This window comes from Longimicrobium sp., from assembly GCA_036387335.1.
Classification (GTDB): domain Bacteria; phylum Gemmatimonadota; class Gemmatimonadetes; order Longimicrobiales; family Longimicrobiaceae; genus Longimicrobium.
In genome coordinates, this window is the sequence record DASVTZ010000012.1 from 1 (window position 1) to 18,390 (window position 18,390).

At 70.9% G+C, this 18,390-nt stretch carries 14 protein-coding genes; 6 read left to right on the forward strand and 8 right to left on the reverse strand.

Translation table 11 applies throughout. The features are described 5' to 3' along the window. Positions 1 to 1,678 (reverse strand): aldehyde dehydrogenase family protein (locus VF647_00945; GenBank protein ID HEX8450625.1); only part of this gene is annotated, 1,678 nt, incomplete at its 3' end. A gap of 127 nt (positions 1,679 to 1,805) precedes the next feature. Here VF647_00945 and VF647_00950 point away from each other — a divergent pair. Continuing rightward, positions 1,806 to 2,915 (forward strand): rhomboid family intramembrane serine protease, encoded by a 1,110-nt coding sequence (locus VF647_00950; protein HEX8450626.1) that lies wholly within the window; start codon positions 1,806 to 1,808, stop codon positions 2,913 to 2,915. A 337-nt stretch (positions 2,916 to 3,252) separates the two neighbouring features. Next, positions 3,253 to 4,119 carry a L,D-transpeptidase gene (locus VF647_00955; protein HEX8450627.1) on the forward strand — a complete coding sequence of 289 codons (867 nt, stop codon included), beginning with the start codon at positions 3,253 to 3,255 and terminating at the stop codon, positions 4,117 to 4,119. A 440-nt stretch (positions 4,120 to 4,559) separates the two neighbouring features. On the opposite strand, the gene VF647_00960 is transcribed toward VF647_00955, so the two are convergent. Continuing rightward, positions 4,560 to 5,588, reverse strand: coding sequence for a hypothetical protein (locus VF647_00960; GenBank protein ID HEX8450628.1), 1,029 nt, complete (start codon positions 5,586 to 5,588; stop codon positions 4,560 to 4,562). A 164-nt stretch (positions 5,589 to 5,752) separates the two neighbouring features. Continuing rightward, positions 5,753 to 6,763 (reverse strand): deoxyribose-phosphate aldolase, encoded by a 1,011-nt coding sequence (gene deoC, locus VF647_00965; GenBank protein ID HEX8450629.1) that lies wholly within the window; start codon positions 6,761 to 6,763, stop codon positions 5,753 to 5,755. A 271-nt stretch (positions 6,764 to 7,034) separates the two neighbouring features. Here deoC and VF647_00970 point away from each other — a divergent pair, with 271 nt between their 5' ends. Beyond that, positions 7,035 to 9,722 carry a DUF4344 domain-containing metallopeptidase gene (locus VF647_00970; GenBank protein ID HEX8450630.1) on the forward strand — a complete coding sequence of 896 codons (2,688 nt, stop codon included), beginning with the start codon at positions 7,035 to 7,037 and terminating at the stop codon, positions 9,720 to 9,722. A gap of 259 nt (positions 9,723 to 9,981) precedes the next feature. Here the strand turns inward: VF647_00970 and VF647_00975 are convergent, their stop codons facing one another. The 4 genes from VF647_00975 to VF647_00990 all read right to left on the reverse strand — a co-directional run bounded on the left by VF647_00975 (position 9,982) and on the right by VF647_00990 (position 14,622). Continuing rightward, a complete protein-coding gene (locus VF647_00975) occupies positions 9,982 to 10,446 on the reverse strand; it encodes a GyrI-like domain-containing protein (protein HEX8450631.1) in 465 nt (154 codons plus the stop codon). A 174-nt stretch (positions 10,447 to 10,620) separates the two neighbouring features. After that, on the reverse strand, positions 10,621 to 11,601 hold the full coding sequence (locus VF647_00980; GenBank protein ID HEX8450632.1) for a hypothetical protein: 981 nt from the start codon (positions 11,599 to 11,601) through the stop codon (positions 10,621 to 10,623). 154 nt (positions 11,602 to 11,755) lie between these two features. Beyond that, positions 11,756 to 11,938: a DUF1540 domain-containing protein gene (locus VF647_00985; protein ID HEX8450633.1), complete on the reverse strand. Its 183-nt coding sequence runs from the start codon at positions 11,936 to 11,938 to the stop codon at positions 11,756 to 11,758. Positions 11,939 to 12,294: 356 nt separating this feature from the next. Continuing rightward, the gene (locus tag VF647_00990) at positions 12,295 to 14,622 is read right to left on the reverse strand and encodes a DUF2723 domain-containing protein (protein HEX8450634.1); all 2,328 of its coding nucleotides are present in this window, start codon (positions 14,620 to 14,622) and stop codon (positions 12,295 to 12,297) included. 308 nt (positions 14,623 to 14,930) lie between these two features. On the opposite strand from VF647_00990, the gene VF647_00995 reads away from it, so the two are divergent. From VF647_00995 to VF647_01005, 3 genes are all read left to right on the forward strand, one after another. Further along, a complete protein-coding gene (locus VF647_00995) occupies positions 14,931 to 15,512 on the forward strand; it encodes a hypothetical protein (GenBank protein HEX8450635.1) in 582 nt (193 codons plus the stop codon). A 124-nt stretch (positions 15,513 to 15,636) separates the two neighbouring features. Continuing rightward, positions 15,637 to 16,014, forward strand: a complete 378-nt coding sequence (locus tag VF647_01000; protein ID HEX8450636.1) for a BlaI/MecI/CopY family transcriptional regulator — start codon at positions 15,637 to 15,639, stop codon at positions 16,012 to 16,014. Then, positions 16,011 to 17,936, forward strand: coding sequence for a TonB family protein (locus tag VF647_01005; protein HEX8450637.1), 1,926 nt, complete (start codon positions 16,011 to 16,013; stop codon positions 17,934 to 17,936). The genes VF647_01000 and VF647_01005 overlap by 4 nt, the downstream gene beginning before the upstream one ends. A gap of 76 nt (positions 17,937 to 18,012) precedes the next feature. Here the strand turns inward: VF647_01005 and VF647_01010 are convergent. Further along, positions 18,013 to 18,390: hypothetical protein (locus VF647_01010; GenBank protein ID HEX8450638.1), on the reverse strand; the 378-nt coding region annotated here is incomplete at its 5' end.

Here is an 18,390-nt window from a genome sequence, read left to right on the forward strand (position 1 = left end):
CGACGCGGCCGTCCGCGCCTGCGACGGGCATGGAGTAGCCGCTGTCCGGGCGCGCCTGCTTGCCGCCGATGTAGAGCTTGGCGGTGCGGTCGATGGGCGGAAGGGAGGGTGCGTCAGTGCGTGAGTGCGTGAGCGCGCTCACGGCGTCGGCGACCTTAGCGCGGCCCTTTTTCGCCGTGCCCTGCGCACTGCCCTCTTTGCCCTGATCCTTTTCCCACTTCGGCTTCACGTACTCCCACAGGCCCTCGCGCCCGCCCTCACGGCCGTAGCCGCTCTCGCGGTAGCCGCCGAAGCCGGACGCGGCGTCGAAGAGGTTGGTGGAGTTCACCCACACCGTGCCCGCCTTGATGCGCGGGGCGATGTCCAGGGCCAGGTTGATGTTCTCCGTCCACACGCTGGCGGCCAGGCCGTACGGGGTGTTGTTGGCCAGCGCCACCGCCTCGTCCGGGGTGCGAAAGGTCATCAGCACGACGACCGGGCCAAAGATCTCCACCTGCGCCACGGTCGAGGCCGGGCCGACGTCGGTCAGGAGCGTCGGGGGGAAGAAGCAGCCTTCCTGCGGGCAGCTCCACGACGGCTGCCAGAGGGTGGCGCCCTCGGAGCGTCCCTGTTCCACCAGGTCGCGGATCTTGTTGAGCTGCACGGGGTCGATGATGGCGCCGATGTCGACCGCCTTGTCCAGCGGGTCGCCCACGCGCAGCGTCTCCATCCGCTCGCGCAGGCGGGTGACGAGGCGGTCGGCGATCCCCTCCTGCGCGAGGATGCGCGAGCCGGCGCAGCACACCTGCCCCTGGTTGAACCAGATGGCGTCGACCACGCCCTCGATCACGCTCTCGATGTCCGCGTCGTCGAACACCACGAACGGGCTCTTGCCGCCCAGCTCCAGCGACAGCTTCTTCCCGCTCCCCGCCGTGGCGGCGCGGATGATCCGCCCGACCTCGGTGGAGCCGGTGAAGGCGATCTTGTCCACGTCGGGGTGGTCCACGATCAGCGCGCCGGTGCGCCCGTCGCCGGTGATGATGTTGACGACGCCCGGCGGCAGCCCCGCGTCGCGGCACACGTCCGCGAAGAGGAGCGCGGTAAGCGAGGTGAACTCGGCCGGCTTCAGCACCACCGTGTTCCCCATGGCGAGCGCCGGCGCGATCTTCCACGACAGCATCAGCAGCGGGAAGTTCCACGGGATGATCTGCCCCACCACGCCGAGCGGCGCGTGGCCGGGCATCTCCGTCTCCATCAGCTGCGCCCAGCCGGCATGGTGGTAGAAGTGCCGGGCGACGAGCGGGATGTCGATGTCGCGCGACTCGCGGATCGGCTTGCCGTTGTCCAGCGTCTCCATCACGGCGAAGAGGCGCGAGTGGCGCTGGATGTGGCGCGCCAGGGCGTACAGGTAGCGCGCGCGGCCGTGCCCGCCCAGCGCCTGCCACCCCGGGAGCGCGGCGCGCGCGGCGGCGACGGCGGCGTCCACGTCTTCCGCGCCCGCCTGGGCGATGCGGGCGAGCGGCTTGTTGGTGGCGGGGTTGTTCGAGGGGAAGTACTCGCCGCCCGTAGGCTCGCGCCACTCGCCGCCGATGAAGAGCTGCGTGGTGCCGCCACGCTCCTCCAGCCAGCGCAGCGCGGGCGACGCGCTTTCGGGGGCGGGGCCGTATTCCATGGTCTCGAAGATCTCGGCGATGCTCATCGGTCGGGTCCTTCCGGGGGTGCGTGCCGTTCGGGGGCCGTGCGGTGTAAGTATACGTTCCTCCGCGCGACCGCGCACGGGCCCCGCCCTTGCACCCGCCGCGCGGACACTCCGCATCCAGAGGCCGATGACCGTTCCGGACCCAACTCCTTCCCCGCCCGGCGGCTACGGCTTCGTGGACGCGCACGGGACCCTGCACCCCGCCACCCGCGACGAGCTGGCCGCCGCGTGCCGCGCGGGCCCCATCCCGCGCCTGGTGTGGACGCCGGATTCGGGCGGCCCCGTACCGCCCGAGGAGGTGCCCTTTCTGCTGGAGGCGATCCGCGCCCGAATCGGCGGCGGGGCGAAGACGCAGGCGATCATCGTGGGCGTGTTCGCGTCTGTGCTGGCCGTTCAGAACCTCGATTCGCTTCGCCCCGGCTCGCCCGGGGCCATCTACCTGCTGTTCGGGGTGATCTGGGTCGCGTTGCGGCTGCGCGAGTGGCGGCAGGCGAGCGTGATGACCGCGCAGGGCTTCCGCGACATGATGCGCGAGGCGGAGCAGACCGCGGCGCTGCGGCGGCTGCCCGTGGTGTACCTGCGCCTGCTGGCGGGGATGATCGCGGCGGTGGGCGCGGCGCAGCTCCTGGCGAGCGGCTCCGGCATCCCCAATTACGGCATCGCCCCCGCCGAGATGGCTCCCGGGTACATCCGCGCGGGCGAGACGTGGCGGCTCCTCACCGCTGGCTACCTGCACGGCGGCATCATTCACTTCGCCGTGAACTTCATGGCCCTCCTCGCGCTGGGCCGCGAGACGGAGGTGCTCGCTCACCGCGCGTACCTCTCGATCGTCTTCCTGGCCTCGGTGCTCGGCGGATCGCTCGCCAGCTTCATCCTCCCTCCCGATGCGCCGTCGGTCGGCTCGTCGGGAGGGCTGATGGGGCTGATCGGCTTCCTGGGCGTCCTGGCCTACCGCCGGCGCGAGACGGTGCCGCCCGGCTTCCTCAAGATGGTGCTGCTGAACGTGGCGGTGATCGCGGGGATCGGGATCGTGGGGATGGGCATGATCGACAACGCGGCGCACGCGGGCGGTCTGGCCGTCGGCGCGCTGCTGGGCGCCCTTCTCGTCCCCACGACGCGCGCCCATCCGCGGTGGGTCGCCGGCCGCGCCGTGCAGGCAGCAGGCATAGCCGCCATGATCGTGCTCGCATTAGGCTGCGCATGGACGCTGGTGCTGGTGCTGCTTCCTATTCTCTGAACAGCGGGGCTCACGCGGAGACGCGGAGGCGCGGGAGAACTGCAACTGCATGGCTCACACAGAGACACAGAGACACAGAGGAAGAACTGCAAAAGGGGTTCTCTGTGGCTTGCAGTTCCCTCTGTGTTCTCTGTGTGAGGCTTTTTCTGTTGTTCTTTCCCCGCGTCTCCGCGTCTCCGCGTGAGGCTTTTGGGGATGCCGGCGATAGCGAGGCGGTTGGTCTCGGGAGCCGACTGCGTTATACTGAAGGTGCGGCCCGCGGGTGCGGCCGCAGCGGTAGCACAGATCAGCCAAGTGCTTTCGCCGTTCCATGTTGTCCCCGAACGGCAACCCTGACATGAGATACGCCACTCACATCATCCGGGCGACGTGCGCGGCCCTGCTGGCCTTCGCCGCGCCCGCCAGCGCCCAGGACGGCGCGCGCGCCGGCGAAGACACCTCGCGCGTCGCCGCCAACACGGACGCGGGCAGCCGCCCGCGCGGGCTGGTGACCACCGACGAGCTGATCGCGGACCGCCTGCGCCGCATGGGCGTGGTGAACCCCGACCCGGCGCCGCGCCGCCCCACCTCGCGCGCCGACTCGCTCGCCTGGGAGCGCCACCGCCGCGCCGCCAACAACGCCACGGGGCGCCGCATCGTCATCTCCATCTTCGACCGGCGCCTGTGGCTCATCGACGGCGCGGACACGCTCCTCTCCGCCCCCGCCGGGGTCGGGATGGGGATGGTGAAGAGCACCGGCGGGCGGCTGATCGACTTCTCCACGCCGCGCGGGCGCCGCACCGTCATCAAGATGGAGGAGGACCCGCTCTGGATTCCGCCGGACTGGCACTACCAGTCGATGGCGGACCGGGTGCGGCAGTTTCCCGACGGCGGGGTAGCGCTCAAGGACGGCGGGCGCGTCATACGGCGCGGCGTGAACCTGGGCATCCTCAAGGACGGCGAGTTCGAGATCCTTCCGCAGGAGCACCCGCTGATGTGGGACGGGATCATGTACATCCCGCCCTTTGGCACCATCAACCGGCGCGTGCCTGAGGTGCTGGGGAAGTTCAAGCTGGACACGGGCGACGGGTATTTCATCCACGGCACCAACGACCCCATCGCCATCGGCTTCCCCGCCACCCACGGCTGCATCCGCCTGGACGAGGAGCCGCTCACCTTCCTGTACGAGAACACGACGGTCGGGACGCCGGTCTACATCTACTGATCGGGCGGGTTGGGTGATGGCGAAGGCGAAGGCCCCCGCGGAATGCCGCGGGGGCCTTTGTATTTCCTGGGGGGCACGGCCGGGCAGGGGGCCGGCGGTTGAAACCGCTGCAACAACCGCGGGAAGCCTGCCTTCGCAGGCTTGGGTTGGGCTCGGTGTGGGCCGCGGGGACGGGTGCGGCGGGTGGGGGCGACGGGGGATGGTCGCCGGGGGTGGGCCGCCGGGCGAGGACGCCGGGGGGTAAAATCCCCCGGCTGAAACCACGCGAAGACGGCTGAAGCCGCCCCAAGAGGCGCGGCATCCTCGCCGTTTTATGTCATCCTGAGCGACGCGCTGCTCCGTACTTGCCTCGTCGCCGGACTCTGGCGCGGAGCGAAGGATCTACTGCGCGTTCCGAGGGGGGCGGGCGTGAGGCGCGATGGTCGGCCCGCCCCGGCCAGTCAGCGGAGCCCGATCTGCATGCGGGTGGTCAGGCGGCCGTCGCGGAAGCTGGCGGTCATCAGCGTTCCCAGCGAGGCGCCCTTCCAGCTGTAGCCCTCGCTCATCGTCCCCATGATGTCCGTGAAGCCGGTGAAGTTGCCCGGGCCGCCCATGATGCGCGACACCTCCTCGAGCGTCATCCCTTCCTGCACCTGGTTGTACTTCGCCAGCGTGGCGGTGCGGGCGGAGGCGGGCTGGCTGTCGAGCCCCGCCTGCAGCGTCTGCAGCGCGCGGTCGTCCATGAAGGTCACGATCATGAACTCGGCGCCGCGCTGCCATTTGTAGCCGGCCGAGCGGTGGGCGCCCATGTCCGTGCTCGACGTCTGCGTGCCCGCGAAGCCGACGAGGGCGTTCACCTCCTCCAGCGACATCCCCGGGCGGATGGCGCGGAAGGCGGCCGCCGTCAGGCCCAGCCGCTGCGGCGTGGCGGCGCGGGGAGCGGCGGAGGCCGCCAGCCAGTCGCGGTAGCGGCGCGTGTGCGACTCGAAGGCGACGCGGCCCTCGCGGTTCACCTCCACCACGATCTCCGTGCCGGCGGCGTCCGTCCAGCGATAGCGCGCCTCGCCCTGGCCGGCGCGCACCGCTTCGCACAGCCCCGTGCCGGCGTCGTTGCGCTCGGTGATGGAGGGGGTGAGCCCCGGGTAGGAGCGCTGGAACTGCGAGAGGAGCTGCCGGAACTGGAGCTCGCAGGCCGCGCCGGTGACGCTCGCGGCGGACAACGCCTCCACCTGCACGAAGCCGTGCTGGTCGTGCACCGCCACCGTCCACGTCTCCATCCCCATCCAGGGGAGGAAGCTCAGACGCGTGACGCCGTTCTCGCGCTTCACGGCCAGGGGCTGCTCACGCCAGTGCGCCGCGACCTGCGCGGCGGTGGCGCCCCACTTCAGCTCCGAGAACTCGGCGGGGTTGAGGCCCTCGATCACGTTCTGGGCGTGGGCGGGCGCGGCGAGGACACCGGCAAGGATGGCGGCGGAAAGCAGCTTCTTCATCGCGTGGAATCGGGGGAGAATGGACGCGAAAGCGCCCGCTGGGAAGCGGGCGCGATGTGATGGTGCGACAAGAAGATACAAACGTTCCCGGCGGGCCGGAAGTGGGGGTCCGGTTCCCGGGCGGGAACACCGCCGCGGCGCAGGCGGGCCGCGGCGGTGCCCGGTCACGCCATCGGGTGGCGGTGCGAGGCGGAGTAGCGGCCGGTGACGTGGTGCTCCAGCTGCCGCTCGATGTCGTTGAGCAGCGACGAGGCGCCGAAGCGGAAGCGGTCCGCCTCCAGCCAGCGGCGGCCCAGCTCCTCCTTCATCATCATCAGCCAGTCCAGCGACTGCTTGGCCGTCTTGATACCGCCGGCCGGCTTGAAGCCCACCTCGTGCCCCGTGCGGTCGCGGTACTCGCGGATGCAGCGCGCCATCACCAGCCCCACCGGGAGCTCCGCGTTGCGCGACTCCTTGCCCGTGGAGGTCTTGATGAAGTCCGCGCCCGCCATCATCGCCACCACCGATGCGCGCGCCACGTTGCGCAGCGTCGCCAGCTCGCCGGTGGCCAGGATCGCCTTGAGGTGCGCGGCGCCGCACGCCTCGCGGAACGCCTTCACCTCGTCGTACAGCGCCTGCCAGTTCCCCGTGAGCACGTGCTCGCGGGTGATGACGATGTCGATCTCCTCCGCCCCGTCCGCCACGGACGCGTGGATCTCCTCCACGCGCTGCTTGAAGGGCGAGAGCCCCGCCGGGAAACCGGTGGAGACCGCCGCGACCGGGATTCCCGAGCCGCTCAGTGCCTCCACCGCCGTCGCCACGAAGCGGTGGTAGACGCACACCGCGCCGCAGCGGATGGTGAGCTCCTCCGCGCCGAGCGCGCCCAGCAGGTCGGGGCGCAGCGGCTGGCGGGCCTTGGCGCACAGGCGCCGCACCGTCCCCGGCGTGTCGTCGCCCGAGAGGGTGGTGAGGTCCATCAGGGTGATGGCGCGCAGGAGCCACGCCGCCTGCCACTGCTTCTTGACCGTGCGCCGCCCCGGCAGGGTGGATGCGCGCCGCTCCACCGCGCTGCGGTTCACCCGCACGGAGCTGACCCAGTCCAGGTCCAGCGGCACGCCGGGGTTGCGCCCCTCTTCTTCCACGGTGTGCGAGGCGCCGGTGGGTACGGCGACGAGTCGGGAGGGTTGCGTTGCCATGGCGTAGCGCGTCTCGTTCGTGGTGCGGCGCCTTGAGTGCGGCGCGGGCGGAGCTCTCCCGCCGGTCTCCACAAGATACCGCCGCTCCCGCCCCGCCGCCAACCTCGCGCGCGAGGCGCCGCGGCGGAACACGCTTGCGCCTCCAAAGCGGACGACAAACGAAAAGCTGGCTAAAGTCTGTCCGGGGCTTCATTTTGTGGGAGGGTGGCGATCCCACGCCGACCCGCAGTTCCCGCCCGTGCACTCCCCCACCTTCAGGTCCGGTAAGACGATGCGATTCGCCACCTCCGCCACGCGGCGCGCCCTGCTGTGCGCGGCCGTGCTCTGCAGCCTTCCCGCCGCGCTCGCGGCACAGCCCGGCACGGCCATCCGCGCCGGGCAGACGGTCTCCGGCAGCCTTTCCGAGTCCGATCCCAAGCTGGACGACGGCTCGTACTACGACCAGTACGTCTACCGCGGCCGCGCGGGCGAGCAGGTGACGGTGACGCTGCGGTCCAGCGCCTTCGACAGCTACCTGTCCGTGGGGACGCTGAACGGCGGCACCTTCACCTCCAGCGCGACGGACGACGACGGCGCGGGCGGCACCGACTCGCGGGTGAGCGTGGCCGTGCCCGCGGGCGGGGTGCTGGTGATCCGCGCCAATTCGCTCGCGGGGGGCTCCACCGGCGCGTACACCATCCAGGTGGAGTCGGGCGGCGGCGGCGCGGCGCCGGGGCCGGTGCAGCGCCCGCAGCCGGGCGGCGGCGGGGGCGGCAGCGGCGGCACCATCTCCGCGGGACAGACGGTGCGCGGCGAGCTCACCAGCAGCGACATGCGCCTGGGGGACAACTCGTACGCCGACGACTACCGCTACACCGGCAGCGCGGGCGACCAGCTCGTCATCACCCTGCGCTCCACCGCATTCGACACCTACCTGGCGTGGGGCACCGGCTCCGGAAGCTCCTTCAACTCCGAGAAGACGGACGACGACGGCGCCGGCGGCACCGACTCGCAGATCACCGTGACCGTGGGGAGCAGCGGCACCTACACCATCCGCGCCAACTCGCTGGCGGCCAACTCCACCGGGGCCTACACCCTGAGCGTGGAGCGCACGGGCGGCGGCGGGGGTGGCGGAGGAGGCGGCGGCGGGACGCGGTCGCGCGGCGGGGCGATCCGCGCGGGCGAGACCGTCTCCGGCCGGCTGGAGGGTTCCGATCCCAAGCTGCCCGACAACTCGTACTACGACACCTACGTCTACCAGGGCACGCCGGGCGAGCAGATCATCATCACCCTCACCTCCGGCGACTTCGACACGTACCTGCGCTGGGGGCGGATGCAGGGGCAGCAGTTCCAGCTCCTGGGCACCGACGACGACGCGGCCGGCGGCACCAACTCGCGGATGCAGGTGACGCTGGACCAGAGCGGGACGTACGCCATCCAGGCCAACTCGCTCGCCGCCAACGTCACCGGCACCTACACCCTGGCCGTGGAGCGCGCGAGCGGCGCGACCCCCAGCGGCGCGCAGACGATCGCGATGGGCCAGACGGTGAACGGCCGGCTGGACGCGTCGGACCCGAAGCTGAGCGACAACTCGTACTACGACCTGTACGTGTACCGCGGGCGGCCGGGCGAGCAGGTGATGGTGACGATGCGCTCCAGCGACTTCGACACGTACATGGCGTGGGGGCGCCTGGCGGGGAACCGCTTCGACGCCATCGCCCGCGACGACGACAGCGGCGGCGGCACCAACTCGCAGCTCATCGCCACCGTGGGCGCCAGCGGCATCTACGCGGTGCAGGCCAACTCGCTGGCGGCGGGCGCCACGGGCTCGTACACGCTCACGGTGCAGCCGGTGAGCGCCACGGCCCAGCAGCAGACGACCGCCCCGGCCGGCGCCGTGACGGTGACCGCGGGCCAGACGATCAACGGCCAGCTCACGCCGTCGGACCCGATGCTCTCCGACAGCTCGTACTACGACCAGTACGTGTACCGCGGCAGCCCCGGCGACCGGCTGCAGATCACCATGCGCTCCAGCGACTTCGACACCTACCTGCGCTGGGGCCGGCTGGAGGGCGGGCGGCTTGAGGCGGAGGTGAACGACGACGACGGCGGCGGCGGCACCAACGCGCAGGCCACCGTCACGGTGGGCGGCACGGGGGTGTACGTGATCCAGGCCAACGCCTTCGAGCCGCGCAAGACGGGGAGCTACACGCTGTCCATCCAGCGCCTCTCCGCCGCCCCGGCGCAGACGGCGGCCGAGGAGCGCACGGCGGGGCAGAACAAGTGGCTGTACGCCTCCAGCGAGCCCACCACCCCCGCGCTGCGCACCCTGAACCAGCGCATCAAGCAGGCGGGGATGATGGAGCGCTTCACGGAGTCGCTCAACTCGAACCGGAACCTCCCCACCCTGCCGCGCAGCGTGTCCGTGCGCACGGCCCAGTGCGGCAACGTGAACGCGTCGTACAGCCCGCGCCTGGGCTCCGTGACGATGTGCTACGAGATGCTCAACCACCTGGCCAACATCTTCGTGCGCGACGGGCAGTGGACGCAGGCGCAGGCCGAGGCGGTGGACGGCGCCGTCAACTTCATCATGTACCACGAGGTGGGCCACGCCCTGGTGGACGTGATGGACCTGCCGATCACGGGGCGCGAGGAGGACGCGGTGGACCAGCTCGCCACCTACATCCTGATCGGGAGCGGCGAAAAGGGTGCGCAGGCCGCCTTCAACGGCGTGCTGGCCGTGCAGCCGGGCGAGAACGCGGTGTTCAACAACTCGGACTTCGCGGACGAGCACTCACTGGGGCCGCAGCGCCTCTTCAACATCGCCTGCTGGGTGTACGGCTCCGACCCGCAGAAGTACTCGCGCATCGTGACGGGCGGCATGCTTCCGCGCGAGCGCGCGGCGCGCTGCCCGGGCGAGTACCAGCGCATGTCCAAGGCGTGGGAGCGCCTGCTCTCCGCCAACCGCAACGCGCGCTGATTCTGGTTAGCGGGATAAAAGCTGGTCTCACGCGGAGACGCGGAGGCGCGGGGAGGGTCCTCTCCGCGCCTCCGCGCTTCTGCGTGTGATACCGTCTCGACAGAAGTCTCGTGCAATCCCAAAGGATCAAGATGTCACGCAAAGGCGCCAAGACGCGAAGGAAAGACACGAATTCACTTTCTTTGCGTCTTCGCGCCTTTGCGTGAGACCATTTCCTCCGATACACACGGATTCGTGGGAAACGGGCAGGAGTGTTCTGTTACCGCGCCAGGGGCTGGGTGAGCTCGGTGCGCCAGGTGGTGGGGTCGGGATCGGATTCGGGGCCGGAGACGTAGGATTCCCAAAGGTCCGCGCCCGGCTCGTGTCCGTTGGCGCGCATCCAGGCGTGCAGCTCGCTCCATGCGCCGGGGAGCCCCTCAAAGGGGCCGTGATAGGTCGTCCGCGCGACGGTAGCGGACGGGAGCCGGCCGGCGCGCACGCGGCCACTCTCCGCGATCTCTCCCGGCACCGGCAGCCCGACCTCGAGGTCGAAGGTGTCCGGGTCCATCCGCAGGTGGTGCGTGAACATCGGTCCGTCGGGCGTCACACCCTGGGCGGCGACGGCGCTCTTGAGCTCGCCCATCGCCGGCCCCATCACGTTCCGGATCTCCTGCCGCGGTACCGTGAGGCGGATGATGGCTGTGTTCCTGGCTTGGGCCTGCACGATCTGCGGGGTGTCGATCATGTGGAAAACTCCGGTGCTCTGTTGGCGGCGGGGCGCCGGACGGCACCCACCTCTATTCATACGACGAACGGGCCACGCCAGGAACGACATGATGCTCCCGGCGGTGAAGCGAACGCCCCGCCCTCCATCACCGGAGAGCGGGGCGTCTTGCGTCGCCGGCGGGTGCGCGGCGGGTCAGGCGGGGGTGAGCGCCTCGCGCCAGCGCATGAGTCGCGGCGCGAGCGTGCGCCCGTCCGACGCGGGGCGGTAGGCGGAGAGCGAGACCAGCGACGGGCGCTGGAACGACCGCCAGCGGCGCATCCCCACCTGGTCGCCGGTGTCGCGGGCGAGAGTGTGCAGGCGGGTGCGCGCGTGGTCCTTTTGCGGCGCGTCGCCCCAGGCGAGGGCGGCGAGCATCGCCTCGCGGGCGGCGGGGGCGTCGCCCATCGCCAGCAGCACGCCGGCCAGCGCGTGCGCCACGCGGGCCCGGTCCACTCCGTCTGGAAAGCGGGCGGCGGCCAGGCACAGGTCCAGCGCGGCGCGGCGGCGGTCGCCCCGCGCGCGGCGGACGGCGGCGCGCTCCTCCAGCCCCACCGCCGCGGACTCGCCGTCGCCGGCGCGCAGTGCGGCGCGGATGGCGCGGGTGAGGCCCCGCTCCGCGTCGTCGCCCACCACCGCCTCGCCCACCGCCGCCAGCCGCGCGATGGTCCCCGACCCGCCGTCCAGGTCCCGTGCCGCGCAGTACAGCGCCAGCGCGCGCTCACGGTCGCCCAGCTTGCGCGCCAGCCGCGCCGCGTGCAGCGCCGTCGACGACGAGACCGTGTCCAGCTCCAGCGCGAGCGACACGGCCGCATCCGCCTCGGGCAGGCGGCGGGTGCGCTCCAGCTCGCAGGCGTACTGCACGAGCGGCGCGGCCACCCGCGCGCACGGATCGGCGGACTCCTCCAGCACCACCAGCACGCGCGTGAGGATCGACTTCTCCGGCGAGCGCTCCAGCCCCTCCACCTCGCGCCGGGCGCGGCGCAGCACGAACTCGTCCCGCGTTCCCCCGGCCGCGCGCTCCACGGCCGCGAGCACCAGCGCGCCCGCCGCCGCACGCCGGCCGCGCTCGCCGCGCTCGCTTTCGGAGATCCGCCGCAGCGTGCCTGCCGCCGCGTGTGCCAGGGGAGCGTTCATCGTCATCCGAGCTGGTTGAGAACTGTTCTCAACGAATCTAAGATCACGCTCCCGGCATGTCAAACATTTCAACGGCAACAGCCATCGATCCGACAACGAACGAGGGCTCCCCGCGAGGAGAGCCCGTCGTGTGTGTGCCGCGCCTGCGTGCCCGCTACGGACGCGGGCGCTGCGAGGCCTCGGGGGTGTAGGTGCCGCAGTGGGCGCCGTCCGGCCCCACCCGCACCTCGATCTGCCCTGCGTGGCACTCGTGGTGCTCGTTGAACTTGCAGTCGGTCACCGTGCAAGCCCCCACCACCGAAGTCTGGGCCGAAGGCCTCTCCTGAGCGTTCTGCATCGCCGTACCTTCCTGTTCGGGGTTCAGGATTCCAGCGTTGCCCCAGGAGAAAGCAAGTCGCGGGCCACTGCCGATTGCGCGCAAACGCGCCCGCGGCAACGACTTGCGAATGATTCTCAACGGCCCCCTCCCCCCGACCCCCTCCCCCGCCTGCGGGGGCGCAGGGCGGGTGAGGGGGAGAACTCCCCTCGCGCCCCGAGACCGCTTCAGCGGTCTTCCCGTAGTTCCAGCCGGGGGCTTTAGCCCCCGGTGCTTTTCATCCCCCGGTGCTCATCCCCCGGCAACCAGCCCCCGTGATGCACAAACGCGCCGCCCCGGTGCCCCGGAGCGGCGCGTCGTTCTGCTACGGCCACGGATCAGCGGTTCGAGAGCTCCTGGAAGGCCTGGGCGCGCGCCTTGTACCTCTGCGCCTCGGCGGGACGCCCGGACATGTCCTCGCCGACCGCGAGGGCGGAAAGGGCGTAGAAGTAGTGCATCGGGATGTTGCGCGTGGCGTCGTCCGTCCAGTGCGGGCGGTTCTCGACGCCGTGGAACTCGAACGCCTCCTCCACCAGGCGGCGGTTGCGCTCCGGGTCCAGGTACGCGCCCAGCACCGCGGAGTAGTTCTGCCCCTCCGGCATCCGCAGCGCCTTCCCCGCGTCCTGCGGGTTCACCAGCTTGAACACCATCCCCTGCCGCTCCACGTGGGGGTACAGGTTCAGGTCGAACTGCACGTTGGTGGTGCCGGCGAAGTAGAACGGCCGGTCGCCCCAGGCGTGCTTCACCATCGTCAGGAGGAACTGGTCCGCCGGCGTGATGGGCCGCTGCGCCGGGATCACGGCCTGGATGCCGCGCGCCTCGAAGACCATGTCCTGTGAGGTCAGGAACGCCCCCTGGTTCATCACGCCGCGGATCTCGTCGTCCGTCAGCGGCAGGATGGTGCGCGTGGGGACGCGGCGCCCATCGTAGAACCTGGGCGCCTTGCTGGCGTCGAAGGGGCGCTGGCAGATGATGCGCGTGGGGTCCTCGTCCGCCTGCCCGGGGCGCGTGCACGGTTTGGTGATGTCGCGAAGCTGCTTCGCGTACCAGTCCGTGTTCAGGTACGAGAGCACGATCACCGTCACGTCGCGCCGCACCCCCTCCACCTCCTGCACGTACCACAGGGGGAAGGTGTCGTTGTCGCCGTTGGTGAAGAGCACGCCGTACGGCTCCACCGACTGCAGCATGTTGTACGCGAAGTCGCGCGCCGTGTAGTCGTTGCGGCGCGACGCGTACGGACAGTTGAGGACGAGCGGGATGGCGCCCAGCAGCAGCACGGGCGCGGCCATGTACGCGGAGTTGCGCCGCCCGCCGATCGCTTCGGCCAGCTGCTGCCAGAGCACCGCGAGCCCGATCCCCGCCCACAGCCCCCACAGGGAGAAGGAGACCAGGAAGAAGTAGTCGCGCTCGCGGACCTCGGAGAGCTCCGGATCCAGATTGAAGGCGCGCACCTGCATGAACCCGTACTTGAAGTTCATGTAGTACACGAGCCCTACCGACAGCGTGAAGAAGAGCGTGGCGATGTAGGCGAAGCTCTTACGGTCGCGCCGGTAGTGCTCCAGCGCGCCGAAGCCGCCCAGCGCCAGAAAGATCATCGTGATGAAGATCCGCCCCGCCCCGAAGTAGCCGTCCTCGCCCTTGACGGAGCGCGCCCACTGCCAGTCGAAGTACTGGAAGTAGTTGGACATCTGCGCGGTGAACGGCGCCTGCCGCTGCATCACCGGAGGCTTCTGGTACTGGTCGCGCGCCAGCGAGGCGTGCAGGTCCGGGCACCTGCCTGGCAGCTTGATCTTGCCGAACCCGATCACGCTGATGATGGCCGAGCTGAGGTTGGGGCACGACGGCGCCGCCTCGTTGATCACCGGCTGCAGGTTGGAGCGGATCGGCAGGTAGAGGTGCGCCGAGAGCCCCAGCAGCCCAAAGAGCGCGGCGAAGGCGTAGACGCGCCAGTTGGCGAACACCTGCGGCTTCACCATCAGGAAGAAGACCGCCAGTGCCGGCGCGGCCAGGAACGCCATCAGGTGGTTCCCCACCGAGAGCGCCAGCACGAACGCGATCAGCACCAGCGCGTTGTCGTCGTGCCACTTCTTGCCGCGCCCCTGCCGCGGCTCCGCGGCGTGCGACTCCACCTGGTCGCGCCACAGGAACGCCACCCACGACATCACGCCGATGGTGAAGAGCGAGACGGTGTACACCTTTTCGTTCACCGTCGCCTGGCTCCACACCGTGTACGCCGTGGCCGAGATGAGCACCGACACCGCCGCGCCGCCGTGCCGGAAGACCGGCCGGTCCGTGAACGCGGTGAGGATGCGGTGCACCACCAGGTACCAGAAGAACATCGTCCCCGCCGTCATGAAGGCGGAGAAGAGGTTGACGCGTACCGCGGGGGTCAGCCCGAACGGCGAGAGGAGCACCTCCCAGGCGCGGGCCAGCAGCACGAAGAGCGGGTTCCCCGGCGGGTGCGGGATGCCCATGATGTGCGCGGTGGCGATGTACTCGCTGGTGTCCCAGAACCAGGTGGTGGGGCCCAGCGTGATGGCATACAGCGCGAAGACCGCCGCCGCCGCGGCGAGGGCAGCGAGGTACGGCGGGCGCGTGGCCGCCGGCGTGTACACCGGGGGCCCTGCGGAGACGGTGGTCTGCGCGGTCGGGGCGGCTTGGCTCATGGACCTGGGGCCGTCGTTGCGGATCTATGGAGATACGGAAAAACACACCAAAGTAAGGGGACGGCAGGGATTAGGGAACAGGGGCCGTGGCACGGCAACCTCCCGTTAATGCGCCGGGCGTCGTCGTTGGGGCGTGGTTCGATGGGCCTCACGCGGAGGCGCGGAGACGCAGAGAGGCGCGGTGAAGGTGAGGAGTTTCTTCGCGTGCCGGCTTCCACTAAGGGATTAGTTGACGGCGGTTGCGCGGCGGCTTACCGTCCTCCTTCCATCCTGTAGACTCTTTTCGCCCAGCCAGACTTCCAGGAACCATGACGCGCATTCATGTGCTCGCGCTGGCCGCGCTCCTCAGTGGTGTCGCCTCGCCCGCCGCGCTTGCCGGGCAGGGTGCGGCCGGCGCGTACCGTGCCAGCAACACCGATCCGCAGGGCCGCGAGGTCGTGGCGATCCTCATCAGCTCGTCCACCTGCATCGCGAACCAGCAGGCGGGGTTCAAGCCCGCCGTGCGTGAGATGATGCGCCGCCTGGGGGTTCAGCGGGACAGCGCGAAGCTTCACCTGTCGATCACCGGCGTCTCGACGGATTGGGAGCCGCGCGTCGCGGTATCGTACTTCGAGGAGTTCGGCGAGTTCGACGAGCTGGTGGTGGGGCGCAACTGGTTCAACAGCGCGATCACCCAGCACGTGTGGCAGACCGAAGGCGCGCGCTCCGTCATCCCGCAGATCATCCTCCTGGAACGTACCGTGACGCAGGGCGAGCGCGGGCTGCGCATCACCGGAGAGCGCGTGATCGGCCGGTTCTGGGGCGGCGACGAGATCATGGCCTGGGCCGCACGCGGCGCCCCGCTCCCGGCGGCTGATTCCACGGCCGCGGCGGGCGGCTCGCGTCGCTGAGCGCCGGCCCTTCCCTCCCGTTCGCCCTCTCCTACTAACGAACTAGTTGACAAGCGCGGCAGGATCGTTTACCATCCTACTAGACGTATAGTAGGAGTCACCTGGAGCCTCGGGGAGCGCGGCGATGGAGATCTCGTTTACGGAGCGGGAGCTGGACGTGATGGGCGTGCTGTGGGACCTGGGGAGCGCCACCGTGGCCGAGGTCCGCGAGCGGCTGGCGGACGACCTCGCATACACCACGGTGCTCACCGTCCTGCGCACCCTGGAGGAAAAGGGGTACGTGGCGCACACGGAGGAGGGGAAGGCGTACCGCTACCACCCCGCCGTCGAGCGCCAGGAGGCCGGCACCAGCGTGCTGCGCAGGCTCACGCGGAAGCTGTTCAAGGACTCGCCCGAGATGCTCCTCACGCACCTCGTCTCCGACCGGTCGCTTTCGGGCGACGAGCTGCGGCGGATGCGCCGCCTCCTGCAAGAGCGCCTTGATGCGGAGGAGAAGCCATGATCGCCTGGCTCGTCTACGCCCTGGCCTTTTCGGCGCTGCTGGCCCTCGCCGGCCTCGCCGCGGAGGCGCTGCTCCGGATGTACGGGCGCCCCACGCGGTGGGTGTGGGCCGGCGCCATCCTCCTGTCGTGCGCCGGGCCGCTGGTGCTGGCGGAGCGTCCGCGCGAGGTGCCCGTCTCCTTTGCTCCGGCGGCACCCGCACACGCCGACCTCACCGCCGCGCCGGCCGTGCGCCGCGCTCCGCCGCTTTCCGAGCGCGTCGAAAAGGTGCTGCCGGCGCTCTGGATGGCGACTTCGGCGCTGCTGGTCGGGGGGATCGCGGCGGGGGTGGCGGTGCTGTGGCGCAGGCGGCGAGGGTGGCGCGCGGCGCGGCTGGCCAACGTCCCCGTGCTCCTGTCGCACGAGGTGGGGCCGGCGGTGGTGGGGGTCGTACGGCCCGCCATCGTGGTGCCGCGCTGGACGCTGGATTGGGCGGAGCCGATGCAGCGCCTGGTGGTGCGGCACGAAGGCGAGCACATCCGCGCCCGCGACCCCCTCCTGATCCTGGCCGCGACCGTGGCGGCGGCGCTCGTCCCGTGGAATCTCGCCCTGTGGTTCCAGCTCCGCCGGCTGCGGCTGGCGGTGGAGGTGGACTGCGATGCTCGTACCCTGCGCGGAGGCGGGGACGTCGCCACCTACGGCGACCTCCTCCTGCGCGTCGGTGCCCGTGGCTCCGCGGCCGTACTCGCGTCCGCCGCATTCGCCGAACCCCGTTCCTTCCTCGAAAGGAGAATCCGCGCCATGACGGATCGAACCCCGCGCAACCGCGCCGCCCGCGCCGCGGCCTGCGCCGTCCTCACCCTGGGCGTTGTCGCCACCGGCTACGCGCTCCCGGCACCGGCCCACCCCGCGCTCTTCGCCGGCCTCTTCCACGGCGAGGCCGCGGAGCCCATCCGCGTTCACGCCGCGCTGACGCAGCCCGACACCACGCCGGTCTACGACATCGCGCAGGTGGAGCGGAAGCCCTCGCTGCTCAACGGGAGCGAGATCACGCAGGGGCTGCAGCGCGCGTACCCGGCGCACCTGCGTGACTCCGGCATCGGCGGCACCGTGCTGATCGAGATGGTGGTGCAGCCGAACGGGACCGTCTCTCGCGCGCGGGTGGTCAACACGACCCATCCGGAGCTCCAGGAGCCGGCGCGGACCGTCGCGCTCACGATGCGCTTCGCGCCGGGCGAGGTGGGCGGCGAGCCCGTCGGTGTGCGAGTGCAGATCCCCATCACCTTCCAGCCTGAAGGCGCGGCGGTCACGGTGACGGCTCCCGGCCGGGCCATGGAGACGACGCGCACGGTGCGTACCGTCACGGTGGACACCGTCGTCGTCCCCGCCGGGGCCGACGCGGCGGAGTTCCTCGCCCGGGCGCACCTGGAGTCCGTTACCGTGCCATCGCGAAGCTCGGCGACGCGGGTCGATACCGTGTTGATGCCATCCACCACCACGGGTGAAGTGCCGCCGGCGAGCGCCGGGATCTCGACGCGGGGATGGACGCCGACGCGGGCCCCGGCGCCCATCCAGGCGCGGCCGCGCTCGCTCGCCCCCACGGCCACTTCCGTGATGGTCACCACGGCACCGACCCGAGCGATCGCCCGCGGGGTTTCACCCGCGCAGACGACCGTGCTCACCACGACGGTGCCCACCCGGGCGACGGCGTCGTCCCGCGCGGTCACCACAGCGGTGGCGCCGGCACGCGTGGCCACTCGCGTAGAGTCGTCCACGATGGTGACCACCGCGCGTACGACTAAGGTGGCGCCCACCCGCGCGACGACCATCGCCCCGGTCAGGGCCCGCTCGTCGCGTGCGCGGAAGGCCGACCCCGCGCCGCGGCTGCTGGGCAGGGAGATCGATCCCAGCGCGCCGCGGGTGCCGCCGCCCGCGCAGCCGTAACGGCAAGCCCACAATGCGAATCGCCCCGCCGGCATCAGATGCCGGCGGGGCGATTCACGTCCAGCGAGCTACGAGATCAGCTCGGCTTGGTGAGGTTGAAGGTGTACGACCCGCTGCCGCTGTACGAGTAGATCCTCCAGCGGTAGTAGTAGCCGCCCGCGCCGCTGTAGGTGATGGACTCGGTGGAGGTGGCGCTCTCCGAGGCCGCGACCTGCACCCACGAGGAGCCGTTCCAGCGCTGCAGGTAGAGGTCGAAGTCGGTGCCCGACGGGCCCTGCAGCTTGCCGACGTGCGAGCCCGCGTTGGCGCTGTAGTAGTAGCTGCCGTCCGGCTGGTACTGCGTGGCGCCGGTGCCGCTCAGGGTGCCCGTGTAGTTGGTGCCGCCGCTCGGGGGCGGGGTGGTGCCCTCGGCCGTCAGCAGCGAGAAGAGGAGCTTGTTCGGCGAGCCGGTGCC